Annotated in this window: 12 protein-coding genes; 7 read left to right on the top strand and 5 right to left on the bottom strand. The window is 68.8% G+C overall.

Annotated elements, in window-relative coordinates:
• The 4 genes from K0M70_RS09460 to K0M70_RS09445 all read left to right on the top strand — a co-directional run.
• Positions 1–890 (top strand): ATP-dependent DNA helicase (locus tag K0M70_RS09460; protein ID WP_290781599.1); only part of this gene is annotated, 890 nt, incomplete at its 5' end.
• A 20-nt stretch (positions 891–910) separates the two neighbouring features.
• Entirely contained in the window at positions 911–1591 is a 681-nt protein-coding gene (gene tsaB / locus K0M70_RS09455) for a tRNA (adenosine(37)-N6)-threonylcarbamoyltransferase complex dimerization subunit type 1 TsaB (protein ID WP_290781601.1), read from the top strand.
• A gap of 76 nt (positions 1592–1667) precedes the next feature.
• A complete protein-coding gene (mgtE, locus tag K0M70_RS09450) occupies positions 1668–3029 on the top strand; it encodes a magnesium transporter (RefSeq protein ID WP_290781598.1) in 1362 nt (453 codons plus the stop codon).
• A gap of 1 nt (position 3030) precedes the next feature.
• A complete protein-coding gene (locus K0M70_RS09445) occupies positions 3031–3702 on the top strand; it encodes a potassium channel family protein (protein ID WP_290781597.1) in 672 nt (223 codons plus the stop codon).
• Between the two features lie 48 nt (positions 3703–3750).
• On the opposite strand, the gene K0M70_RS09440 is transcribed toward K0M70_RS09445, so the two are convergent.
• Genes K0M70_RS09440 through K0M70_RS09420 form a run of 5 tightly spaced genes read right to left on the bottom strand, consistent with a single transcriptional unit; the run spans position 3751 to position 8545 of the window.
• The gene (locus K0M70_RS09440) at positions 3751–4749 is read right to left on the bottom strand and encodes a polyprenyl synthetase family protein (protein WP_290781595.1); all 999 of its coding nucleotides are present in this window, start codon (positions 4747–4749) and stop codon (positions 3751–3753) included.
• Positions 4750–4781: 32 nt separating this feature from the next.
• On the bottom strand, positions 4782–5831 hold the full coding sequence (locus K0M70_RS09435; protein ID WP_290781594.1) for a sulfate/molybdate ABC transporter ATP-binding protein: 1050 nt from the start codon (positions 5829–5831) through the stop codon (positions 4782–4784).
• A 10-nt stretch (positions 5832–5841) separates the two neighbouring features.
• The gene (gene cysW / locus K0M70_RS09430) at positions 5842–6705 is read right to left on the bottom strand and encodes a sulfate ABC transporter permease subunit CysW (RefSeq protein ID WP_290781592.1); all 864 of its coding nucleotides are present in this window, start codon (positions 6703–6705) and stop codon (positions 5842–5844) included.
• Entirely contained in the window at positions 6689–7492 is an 804-nt protein-coding gene (gene cysT / locus K0M70_RS09425) for a sulfate ABC transporter permease subunit CysT (RefSeq protein ID WP_290781600.1), read from the bottom strand. Before cysT ends, cysW begins: the two co-directional genes overlap by 17 nt.
• Before the next feature lie 45 nt (positions 7493–7537).
• A complete protein-coding gene (locus K0M70_RS09420; RefSeq protein ID WP_290781591.1) occupies positions 7538–8545 on the bottom strand; it encodes a sulfate ABC transporter substrate-binding protein in 1008 nt (335 codons plus the stop codon).
• Positions 8546–8854: 309 nt separating this feature from the next.
• On the opposite strand from K0M70_RS09420, the gene ssb reads away from it, so the two are divergent.
• The 3 genes from ssb (at position 8855) to rfbA (ending at position 11433) form a co-directional block, all read left to right on the top strand.
• Positions 8855–9418, top strand: a complete 564-nt coding sequence (gene ssb, locus K0M70_RS09415; protein WP_290781589.1) for a single-stranded DNA-binding protein — start codon at positions 8855–8857, stop codon at positions 9416–9418.
• Positions 9419–9485: 67 nt separating this feature from the next.
• Positions 9486–10541 carry a dTDP-glucose 4,6-dehydratase gene (gene rfbB / locus K0M70_RS09410; RefSeq protein WP_290781588.1) on the top strand — a complete coding sequence of 352 codons (1056 nt, stop codon included), beginning with the start codon at positions 9486–9488 and terminating at the stop codon, positions 10539–10541.
• Position 10542: 1 nt separating this feature from the next.
• The gene (rfbA, locus tag K0M70_RS09405) at positions 10543–11433 is read left to right on the top strand and encodes a glucose-1-phosphate thymidylyltransferase RfbA (protein ID WP_290781586.1); all 891 of its coding nucleotides are present in this window, start codon (positions 10543–10545) and stop codon (positions 11431–11433) included.
• The last annotated feature ends 69 nt before the right edge of the window (positions 11434–11502 follow it).

Raw genomic sequence — 11502 nt, 5'->3', positions numbered from 1 at the left:
CCACCCCCCGGGACCCCGTTCTTGCCGTGCGGTGGTTTGAGGTTTCGGGGCGGGGGTTTGTGCTGCAGCGCACGCCGCTGGACGTGTCGGGACCGCTGCGGCGCTATCGCGAGCAGAGTCGGGCGGCGTGGATATTCACGTCGGCCACGCTGGCGGTGGCGGGCGACTTCAGGCACATCGGCAAGCGGCTGGGCCTGGATGAACCGCGCGAGCTGCTGCAGCCCAGTCCCTTCGACTGGGCGCATCAGGCGTTGTGCTACCTGCCGCGCGGCTTGCCCGAACCCAACAGCCGCGACTTCCTGGGCGCGATGCTTGACGCGGTGTGGCCCGTGCTTGAAGCCTCCAGGGGGCGCGCGTTCCTGCTGTTCACCTCGCACCGTGCGCTGCGCGAAGCCGCCGAGCAGCTGCGCGACTCGCCGTGGCCGCTGTTCGTGCAGGGCACCGCGCCCCGGAACACGCTGCTTGAACAATTCCGCGCCTCGGGCAACGGCGTGCTGCTGGGCGCCGCCAGTTTCTGGGAAGGCGTGGACGTGGCGGGCGAGGCGCTGAGCGTGGTGGTGATCGACCGGCTGCCGTTCGCGGCGCCGGACGATCCGGTGCTGGAAGCCAAGCTCGACGCCGTGCGCCGCGACGGCGGCAACCCGTTCCGGGACGAACAGCTGCCGCAGGCGGTGATCGCCCTCAAGCAGGGCGTTGGCCGCCTGATCCGCAGCCACCTTGACCGCGGCGTGCTGGTGCTGTGCGATCCACGCCTGGTCGGGAAATCCTACGGCCGCCTGTTCCTGGACAGCCTGCCGCCGTTCCCGCGCACCCGCAGCGTCGAGGACGTGCAGGCGTTCTTTGCGACACAATCACCGACGGCCGAAGCCATCGGCGAGGACTGGCCATGACCCCATCGCAGGCGCCGCGCTTGAAGCTGCTGGCCATCGAGACCAGCACCGAGGCCTGTTCGGTCGCGGTGTACGTGGATGGTGAAGTGATGGCGCGCCACGAACTGGCGCCGCGGCGGCACACCCAGCTGGTGCTGCCCTGGGCCGACGAACTGATGGCGCGGGCCGGGCTGCGCAAGTCGCAGCTGGACGCCATTGCAGTGGGCCGCGGGCCTGGCGCCTTCACCGGCGTGCGGCTGGCGATCGCCATCGTGCAGGGGCTGGCGCTGGCGCTGGACCGCCCGGTGCTGCCGGTGTCCACGCTGGCGGTGCTGGCCATGCAGGGTCGCGGCGAACGGGTGCTGGCCGCCATCGACGCCCGCATGGGCGAGGTGTACCTGGGCGAGTTCACGCGCTCGGGCGATGGCCGCGTGTTGGCGGCGGGCCCCGAACGGATCATCGCCCCCGGACAGGCCCTGCGCCCCGTGCAGCCCGTGTACGGCGTAGGCACCGGATACTCGGCCGAAGCCGGCGCCCTGGTGACGCAGCTGGGCGACGCGCTGCAGGACTTCGATGCCAGCACACTGCCACGCGCGGCCGATCTTGCGCGGCTGGCGGCCGACGCGTTCGCGCGGGGCGAAGCCATTGCGCCCGACCAACTCGAGCCGGCCTACCTGCGCGACAAGGTCGCGCTGACCCTGGTCGAACAAGGCAAGGCCTGAGCGCCTGGAAGTACGCGGCGGTAGGCGGCCGTGGCTCGCGCCCGCATAATACGGTCGCCTTCCCAGGAGCGAACTGATGGCTGAAGCCGTCCGCCACGACAAGACCGCGCGCCAGCTGCGCATGCTGTCGGACGCGCTCGACACCGGCCGCCTGGGCCCGGTGCGCCGCCTGGTGAACAGCCTGTCGCCGGCCGAAATCGGCAACCTGCTCGAGTCGCTGCCGGCCACCAAGCGCGGCATCGTCTGGGGCCTGGTGGATCCCGAGGACGACGGCGAGGTGCTGGTGCACGTCGGCGACGACGTGCGCGAAAGCCTCCTGGCGGAGATGGACCCCGACGAAATCATCGCCGCGGTCGAAGACCTCGACATCGACGATCTGGCCGAATTGGCCGAGGACCTTCCCGACACGGTGATCGAGGAAGTCCTGAAGTCGATGGACCGCGAGAACCGCGAGCGCCTCGAACAGGTCCTGAGCTACGGCGAAGACACCGCCGGCCGCCTGATGAACCCCGACGTCATCACGGTGCGCACCGACGTCACCGTGGACGTGGTGCTGCGCTACCTGCGCCTGCGCGGCGAGATTCCCGAGCACACCGATCATCTTTTCGTGGTCAGCCGCCGGCACCAGTACCTGGGCCGCGTGGCCATCGCTTCGCTGCTGATCCACGACTCGTCAACGCCCATCAACGAGCTGATTGACGACGAGCAGCCGGCTATCACCGTGGACACGTCCGACACCGAAGTGGCCACCCAGTTCTCCGACCACGACTGGATCACGGCGCCCGTGGTGGACGAGAACAACATCCTGCTTGGCCGCATCACCATCGACGACGTGGTGGACATCATCCGCGCCGAAGCCGAGCACCAGGCGCTCAGCGCCGCGGGCGTGGACGAGGACGAAGACCTGTTCAGTCCGGTGGTGCGCGCTTTCCGCCGCCGCGTGGTTTGGCTGGGCATCAACCTGGGCACGGCGTTCCTCGCCGCCAGCGTGGTGGGCCAGTTCCAAGGCACCATCGACCGACTGGTGGCGCTGGCCGTACTGATGCCGATCGTGGCCGGCATGGGCGGCAACGCCGGCACCCAGGTGCTGGCGCTGATGGTGCGCGGCCTGGCCCTGGGCCAGGTGGGCGCGTCGAACGCCAATGCGCTGGTGTGGAAAGAAGCGCGGGTGGCGATGATGAACGGCCTGCTGATCGGCGGCGTCGTCGCCCTGGCCACGTGGCTGTGGTTCGGCGACTGGCAGCTGGCGCTGGTGATCTTCGCGGCGCTGGTGATCAACCTGCTGTCGGCGGCGGTTGCCGGCGTGCTGGTGCCGCTGACGCTCAAGCGCATGCGCATGGACCCGGCCCTGGCCGGCGGCGTCATCCTCACCACGGTCACCGACGTGATGGGCTTCTTCTCGTTCCTGGGCCTGGCCACGCTGGTGCTGCTGCGCTGACATGGCGATGGTATTCCTGCATCGGCTTGCGCGACTCCCCAACGCCTGGCTGCTGCTGTCGCTGATCGTGCTGGTGGTGCTGTATCCGTTCCTGGAGCCGTACCGGGGAGGTCGCGCGGCCATCGCCGTGTTCGACCTGGTGGTGCTGCTGCTGGCGCTGCGTGCAGCGCGCGCCAGTGGACCCGAGGCGCGGCTGGGCTATCTGCTGGTCTGGCCGGCGATGGTGTTGCACATGCTGGCGGCCTTCTTCCCGTCGCCGTGGCTGGTGCCGGCCAACCTGATAACGCAGGCGGCGTTCCACGGCTTCGTGGTGGTCTGCCTGCTGCGCTACGTGCTTCGCGACGACATCATGACGCTGGACGAGCTGTTCGCAGCGGCGGGCCTTTACGTGCTGATGGCGTTCGTGTTCGCCTACCTGTACGCCCTCGTGGAAACGTTCGCGCCCGGTGCGTTCTACATCAATCCTGCCAACGATCCCGATGGCCGCACCGGCTGGTGGGAGCTGCTCTATTTCAGCTTCACCTGCCTGAGCAGCGTCGGTTTCGGCGAGATCACGCCGGTGAGCAACCAGGCCCGGTCGCTGGTGATGATCCAGCAGATGCTGGGTGTGCTTTACATCGCCCTGGTGATCTCGCGCCTGGTGGCCATGCAGGCAGCGCGCCAGCGTAGGTAGTCCTGCCGCTGCGCTGCACGCGATCGGCCAGGTGCGCGGAGGGCGCGCTTAGTGGTTGCGGGTGGTGGAATAGCTCGCCAGGCCGCGCAGCGCCTGCAGCCAGGGTCCGTCGGGCAGCCCGTGCAGCGCGCGTTCGGCCAGCGCGGCGTAGTGCGCAGCGCGCTGCTGGCTGTAGCCGATGCCGCCGGTGTGGCCGATGGCCGCCAGCACTTCGGGCATGGCCGAGGCGTCGCCCGCTTCGACGATTTCGCGCAGGCGCGCGCGGACGGCGGCGCTGCTGTGCGCCATCGCGTGGATCAGCGGCAGGGTGGCCTTGCCTTCGGCGAGGTCGTCGCCCAGGTTCTTGCCCAGCGTGGCGGCGTCGGCGGTGTAGTCCAGCACGTCGTCGGCGATCTGGAAGGCCAGGCCCAGGTTCATGCCGTAGTCGTGCATCTGCTGCTGCACCTGCGCCGATGCCCCGGCCTGCAGCGCGCCCAGGCGCGTGGCGGCCGCGAACAGCACGGCGGTCTTGCGCTCGATCACGCGCAGGTAGGTGGCTTCGTCGGTGTCGGGGTTGTGCACGTGCAGCAGCTGCAGCACTTCGCCTTCGGCGATCTGGTTGGTGGCGTCGGCCAGCACGCGCATCACCGGCATGGAATCGAGTTCGACCATCAGCTGGAAACTGCGCGAATACAGGAAGTCGCCGACCAGCACGCTGGGCGCGTTGCCCCACAGCGCGTTGGCGGTCTTGCGGCCGCGGCGCAGGTCGGATTCGTCCACCACGTCGTCGTGCAGCAGGGTGGAGGTATGGATGAATTCGATGATGGCCGCCAGCTGGTGCGGCCCGGCGCCGGTATTGCCCAGCGCGCGCGCCGCCAGCACCGCCAGCATCGGCCGCAGGCGTTTGCCGCCGGCGGCGATGATGTGTTCGGAGATCTGGTTGATCAGCAGCACGTCCGACGCCAGGCGGCTCCGGATGAGCCGGTTCACCGATTCCATCTCACCTGCGGCAAGCGACTGGATCTGGGCGATTCCGGGCAGGGTGGCGCTGTGTGCGGAGGCTGACATGCGCTGATTATAGCGGGATGTCCGCGCAGGTCTCAGCCGGCGGACGCGGCGAACACCCGATAACGGCGCAGTGACAGCCCCACCGGTTCGCCGCGCCGGGGCGTGGGGCCGTCGCCCGAGGGCAGGTCCACTTCCACGCAGCGCGCCTGCCCGGCCAGGCGTGCCTCCAGGATCAGGCGGCCGGCCAGCTTTCGCACCTCCGTCACGACGGCCGCGATGCCCTGGCCGGCCGGCACCACGTCGATGTCGTGCGGCCGGGTGAACAGCGTGGCCGGCCCGGGCGCCGTGCCCGGAGCCGGCAGCCCCGAAGCGCCTGCCGACGCCTGGAACTGGCCGTCCTGGACCGCCCCCAGCAGCTGGTTGCTGCGGCCCAGGAAGTCGTAGACGAAGGGCGTGGCGGGCTCGGCATACACCTGCCCGGGAGCGCCGTCCTGTTCGATCCGCCCTGCGTTCATCACCACCACCCGGTCGGCCAGCTCCAGCGCTTCCTCCTGGTCGTGGGTGACGAACAGGGTGGTGAAGCCGGTTTCCTCGTGGATGCGCCGCAGCCAGCGCCGCAGTTCCACCCGCACCTTGGCGTCCAGGGCGCCGAAGGGCTCGTCCAGCAGCAGCACCGTGGGCTCGATGGCCATGGCGCGGGCCAGCGCCACGCGCTGCTTCTGCCCGCCCGACAGCTGGTCTGGCAGGCGGTTGCGCAGCCCCGACATCTGCACCAGGGCCAGCAGTTCTTCTACTTTGCGGATGATGCCGGCCTTGTCCGGGCGCTGCGACCGCGGCTTGCAGCGCAGGCCGAACGCGATGTTCTCGAATACGCTCAGGTGCGGGAACAGCGCGTAGTGCTGGAACACGAAGCCCACCCGCCGCTCGCGCAGCGACAGCCGCGTGGCGTCGTCGGGCCCGAACAGGATTCGGCCGTCGTCCACCGGCAGCAGGCCCGCGATCAGCCGCAGCAGTGTTGTCTTGCCCGAGCCCGACGGGCCCAGCAGCGCCACCAGCTGCCCCGACGGAATCGCCAGGTCGACCGGATGCAGGGCGGCGGTGTCCCCGAATTGCTTGCCCACGCCTTCGATGCGAATGTCCATGCGGATTCCTTCAGTGTCCCCGGGCGCGGCGCGCCAGCGCGTCGCCGTGGCGCCATTCCAGCCAAATCTTCAGGCCCAGCGTCACCAGCGCCAGCAGCGCCAGCAGCGAGGCCACCGCGAACGCCGCGGCGAAGCTGAATTCGTTGTAGAGAATCTCGACCTGCAGCGGCAGCGTATTGGTGAGGCCGCGGATATGGCCCGACACCACCGACACCGCGCCGAACTCACCCATCGCCCGCGCATTGCACAACAGCACGCCGTACAGCAGCGCCCATTTGATGTTGGGCAAGGTGACGCGCCAGAACATCGTCCAGCCGCTTGCGCCCAGCGATGCGGCGGCTTCCTCCTGGTCCGGTCCCTGCTGCTGCATCAGCGGGATCAGCTCGCGCGCCACGAACGGGAAGGTAATGAAGATGGTCGCGAGCACGATGCCGGGCACCGCGAAGATCACCTTTATCTCGTGCTCGCGCAGCCATCCGCCGAACCAGCCATGCGCACCGAAAAGCAGCACGAACACCAGTCCCGCCACCACCGGCGAAACCGAGAAGGGCAGGTCGATCAGCGTCAGCAGCAGGCGCTTGCCCGGGAAGGTGAACTTGGTGATCGCCCACGCTGCCGCAACGCCGAAAACTGCGTTCGCCGGCACACTGATGGCCGCCACCAACAGGGTGAGCCGCACGGCCGACAGCGTGTCGGGCTGGGTGACGGCCGCGGCATAGGCCAGCCAGCCCTGCCGCAGTGCCTCGACGATCACCACGGCCAGGGGCAGCACCACCAGCAGGCCCAGCAAGGCCATGGCCGCGCCGACCAGCAGGCGGCGCACCCACGCCGGTTCGACCGTCGGGTCACGGAAGACGTCAGGTGCGCTGGCCACGGGCAAGCCTCCTTTCCAGCAGGTTGATGGCGAACAGAATCACGAAGGAGAGGCCCAGCATCAGCGTCGCCACCGCCGTCGCGCCGGCGTAGTTGAACTCTTCCAGCCGGATCACGATCAGCAGCGGAGCGATCTCGGAAACATAGGGAAGATTGCCGGCGATGAAGATCACCGAACCGTACTCGCCCACGCCGCGCGCGAACGCCAGGGAGAAGCCCGTTACCATCGCCGGCAGCAGCTGCGGCAGCACCACTCGCCACAGCGTGGTGATTCGCCCCGCACCCAGGGACGCCGCCGCTTCTTCATGCTCGCGATGCAGCGCCTCCAGCACCGGCTGCACCGTGCGCACGGTGAAGGGCAGGCCGATGAACACCAGGGCCACGACGATGCCCAGCGGCGCATAGGCCACCTTCAGGCCGATGGGCTCCAGCCACTGCCCCAGCCAGCCGTTGCCGGCGTAAAGCGCCGTCAGCGCAATGCCGGCCACCGCCGTGGGCAGCGCGAAGGGCAGGTCCACCAGCGCGTCGGCCAGGCTGCGCCCGGGGAAGCGATAGCGCACCAGCACCCAGGCAATCAGTCCACCCGCCACCACGTTGAACAGCGCCGCCGCCAGCGCGGTGCCAAAGCTCAGCTTCAGCGCCAGCATCACCCGCTCGTCGTTGAGCACCTGCCACCAGCCGGCCAGGCCCAGGCCTGCGGCGTGCCAGACCAGCGCCAGCAGCGGCAGCAGCACGATCAGGCCCAGCCAGGCCAGGCTGAGGCCGAGCGTCAGCCCGAACCCCGGCAGGGGCCCGGACTGGCGCAGGCTGGCGGCAAGGCCTCGTGCCACGGCTCAGCGTCCCGTGCGGTAGATGCGGTCGAAGGTGCCGCCATCGTCGAAGTGCACCTTCTGTGCGTTCTTCCAGCCGCCGAAGGCGCCGTCGATGGTGACCAGCGGCACCTTGGGGAACAGCGCCAGCGCGGCCGCATCCACTTTCCCCGGCAGCGCCGGGCGGTAGAAGTGCTTGGCGGCCAGCTGCTGCCCGCGGTCGGTGAACAGGAAGTCCAGGTAAGCCTGGGCCACGTCGCGCGTTCCGCGGCGGTCCACCACCTTGTCCACGATCGCCACCGGCGGTTCGGCCAGGATGCTTACGCTGGGTATGACGATCTCGAAGCCCTTGCCGCCCGCTTGCTTCAGGGACAGGTGCGCTTCGTTTTCCCAGGCCAGCAGCACGTCGCCGATGCCCCGGTTGACGAAGGTGGTGGCGGAGCCGCGCGCGCCGGTGTCCAGAACCGGCACGTTGGCGAACAGTCGCGTCAGGTAGTCCAGCACCTTGGCGCTTTCCCGGTACTCACCGCTGGCCCAGGCCCAGGCGGCGAGATAGTTCCAGCGCGCGCCGCCCGAGGTCTTGGGGTTGGGCGTGATCACCGAGACACCGGGCTTGGCCAGGTCACCCCAGTCGCGGATGCCCTTCGGGTTGCCCTCGCGCACCAGGAACACGATGGTGGACGTGTAGGGCGAGCTGTTGTGCGGCAGCCGCGACTGCCAGCTCGCCGGCAGCAGCTTGGCCTTGTCGGCGATGGCGTCGATGTCATAGGCCAGCGCGAGCGTCACCACGTCTGCCTCCAGGCCGTCGATCACTGACCGCGCCTGCTTGCCCGAGCCGCCGTGCGAGGCCTGCACCTGCAGCGTGTCGCCGGTCCTGGACTTCCAGTCAGCGGCGAACTCGGCGTTGAGTTCCGAGTAGAACTCGCGCGTCGGGTCGTAAGACACATTGAGCAGGGTCACGTCCTTGGCGGCTGCGGGGCCGGCGGCAAGTGTCAGGACGCTGGCCAGCAGGGTGGCTGCGGTTCGGTGCATGGGTAGGTCCTGGCGTGGAGGGGTTCACGGGGGCGGGGAGGTGTGACGTTAGCGGGGAACCGGGCCAGGGTGGAAGGGACTCGCACGGCGCACGGGCCCCCGGGGTCGACATGATTCACGGCGAAGCTAGGGGGATTCGCGTCGGGGCACCACTGATGGCTGGTCATCAGGCGATGCTTGACCGGAATAAGGCCGACGCTTAGCGGTAAATGATTGGAATTCCTACGTTTTACCGGGGCTGGGGCCGAGTGGGCGGGAGCTGGCTATAATCCAATGTCGGCCCACCACCCACCCATCCAAGGAAGCGCCATGGCCCGCGGCATCAACAAAGTGATCCTGGTCGGAAACCTCGGCAACGACCCCGAGGTGCGCTATGCCCAGTCCGGCAGCGCCATCACCACCATTTCCGTGGCCACCAGCGAAAGCTGGAAGGACAAGGACGGCAACCAGCAGGAGCGCACCGAGTGGCACCGCGTGAAGGCCTTCGGCAGGCTGGCCGAGATCATGGGCGAATACCTCAAGAAGGGCCGCCAGGTTTACATCGAGGGCTCCCTGCGCACCGAGAAGTACACCGACAAGAACGGCGTTGAGAAATACGCCACCGACATCATCGCCGACGAGATGCAGATGTTGGGCGGCATGGGTGAAGGCGGCGGCGGTGGTGGTGGCGGTGGTGGCCAGCGCGGCGGCGGTGAGCGCAGCGAGCGCCCGGCGCGTCCGTCCGGCGGCGGCGGTGGCGGCGATCGCAGCGGTGGTGGCGATCGCGGCGGCCAGCGCGGCGGCGGCGACTACGGCTCGCGCTCCGGCGGCGGCTCGTCCGCGCCCCCGGCCCGCAACGACGAACCGTTCCCGGACGACGACATCCCGTTCTGATCGCGCTGCCCGCGTTCGCGTACTCCCCCCAACGCGGTTCATACAGGGCAACTGACCCGGAGCAGTGATGCAGACTTGGCTGGTTACCGGCGGCGCCGGTTTCATAGGTGGCAATTTCGTTCTCGACGCCGTGCGGCGCGGCGTCAAGGTGGTGAACCTCGACGCCCTGACCTACGCCGGCAACCTCGATACGCTTTCTTCCCTGGACGGCGATGCCGGGCACGTGTTCGTGCACGGCGACATTGGCGACGCCGCGCTGGTGGCGCGCCTGCTGGCCGAGCACCGGCCCTGCGCCATCGTCAATTTCGCGGCCGAAAGCCACGTTGATCGCTCGATCGACGGCCCTGCCGCGTTCGTGCAGACCAACGTGGTGGGCACCCTCGCATTGCTGGAGTGCGCGCGCGACTACTGGCGCAGCCTGGAAGGCGCGGCCAAGGCCGCCTTCCGCTTCCTGCACGTGTCCACCGACGAGGTGTACGGCTCGCTGGGCGACACCGGCAAGTTCACCGAAACCACGCCGTTTGCGCCCAACTCGCCGTATTCGGCGTCCAAGGCCGCGTCCGACCACCTGGTGCGCGCCTTCCACCACACCTACGGGCTGCCGGTGCTCACCACCAACTGCTCGAACAACTACGGTCCCTACCAGTTCCCGGAAAAGCTGGTGCCGCTGATCATCCAGAAGGCGATGGCCGGCGACCCGCTGCCGGTTTACGGCGACGGGCTGAACGTGCGCGACTGGCTGTTCGTCACCGATCACTGCGCGGCCATCCGCCGCGTGCTGGAAGCCGGTCGCGTGGGCGAAACCTACAACGTCGGCGGCGACGCCGAGCGCGAGAACCTGCACGTGGTGAAGACCATCTGTTCGCTGCTCGACGCCCGATCGCCGCGCGCCGACGGCCTGCCGCGCGAATCGCAGATCACCTTCGTCAAGGACCGCCCCGGCCACGACCGCCGCTACGCCATCGACGCGGGCAAGATCCAGGGCGAACTGGGCTGGCAGCCCACCGTCAGCTTCGAACAGGGCATGGCCGCCACCGTCGACTGGTACCTCGCCCATGGCGATTGGGTCGGTCGCGTGCTGGACGGAAGCTATCGGCTTGAGCGCATCGGACAGGAGTCCTGACATGGCACGCAAGGGAATCATCCTGGCCGGAGGCTCCGGCACGCGGCTGTACCCGATCACGCAGTCGGTCAGCAAGCAGCTGCTGCCGGTGTACGACAAGCCGATGATCTACTACCCGCTCAGCGTGCTGATGCTGGCGGGCATCCGCGAAGTCCTGATCATCAACACGCCGCACGAACAGGAGCTGTTCAAGCGCCTGCTGGGCGACGGCTCGCAGTGGGGCATGCAGATCCAGTACGCGGCGCAGCCCAGCCCCGATGGCCTGGCCCAGGCGTTCCTGATTGGCCGCGAGTTCCTGGACGGCCAGCCCAGCTGCCTGGTGCTGGGCGACAACATTTTCCACGGCACCGGGCTGACCAAGCTGCTGCAGCGCGCCGGTGCGCGCGAGCAGGGCGCCACGGTGTTCGGTTACTGGGTCCGCGATCCCGAGCGCTACGGCGTCGCCGATTTCGACGCCACCGGCAAAGTGGTGGGCCTTGAGGAAAAGCCGGCCCAGCCCAAGTCCAACTACGCGGTCACCGGCCTGTACTTCTACGACAGTCGCGCCAGCGATTTCGCGGCCGAGCTCAAGCCCTCGCCGCGCGGCGAACTCGAGATCACCGACCTCAACCGCCGCTACCTCGAGGAAGGCGGCCTGCACCTGGAGCCGCTGGGCCGCGGCTACGCCTGGCTCGATACCGGTACCCACCAGTCGCTGCTGGAGGCGTCCAACTTCATCGAGACCATCGAGGCCCGGCAGGGCCTGCGCGTGTGCTGCCCGGAGGAAATCGCCTGGGAGAACGGCTGGATCAACGATGCCCAGCTGCAGTCGCTGGCGCAGCCGCTGGCCAAGAGCGGCTACGGCGAGTACCTGCTGTCGCTGGTGTCGCGCGGAGTCGTGGGGGGTAATTGATTTGCCCCCAGCGGGCCCGCGGGGGGATAATAGAGCCGGCGGGGGTGGGGGGTGGACGCGGGGTTTTTT

The sequence above is a fragment of the Arenimonas sp. genome (assembly GCF_019459675.1).
GTDB lineage: Bacteria > Pseudomonadota > Gammaproteobacteria > Xanthomonadales > Xanthomonadaceae > Arenimonas.
This window is presented reverse-complemented; position numbering and strand designations above follow the sequence as displayed.

Bases quoted from the DNA above. Each gene is read 5' to 3' on its own strand.
- mgtE (WP_290781598.1), top strand. From the start codon at position 1,668: ATGGCTGAAGCCGTCCGCCACGACAAGACCGCGCGCCAGCTGCGCATG.
- K0M70_RS09445 (WP_290781597.1), top strand. From the start codon at position 3,031: ATGGCGATGGTATTCCTGCATCGGCTTGCGCGACTCCCCAACGCCTGG.
- K0M70_RS09440 (WP_290781595.1), bottom strand. From the start codon at position 4,749: ATGTCAGCCTCCGCACACAGCGCCACCCTGCCCGGAATCGCCCAGATC.
- K0M70_RS09435 (WP_290781594.1), bottom strand. From the start codon at position 5,831: ATGGACATTCGCATCGAAGGCGTGGGCAAGCAATTCGGGGACACCGCC.
- K0M70_RS09420 (WP_290781591.1), bottom strand. From the start codon at position 8,545: ATGCACCGAACCGCAGCCACCCTGCTGGCCAGCGTCCTGACACTTGCC.
- ssb (WP_290781589.1), top strand. From the start codon at position 8,855: ATGGCCCGCGGCATCAACAAAGTGATCCTGGTCGGAAACCTCGGCAAC.
- rfbB (WP_290781588.1), top strand. From the start codon at position 9,486: ATGCAGACTTGGCTGGTTACCGGCGGCGCCGGTTTCATAGGTGGCAAT.
- rfbA (WP_290781586.1), top strand. From the start codon at position 10,543: ATGGCACGCAAGGGAATCATCCTGGCCGGAGGCTCCGGCACGCGGCTG.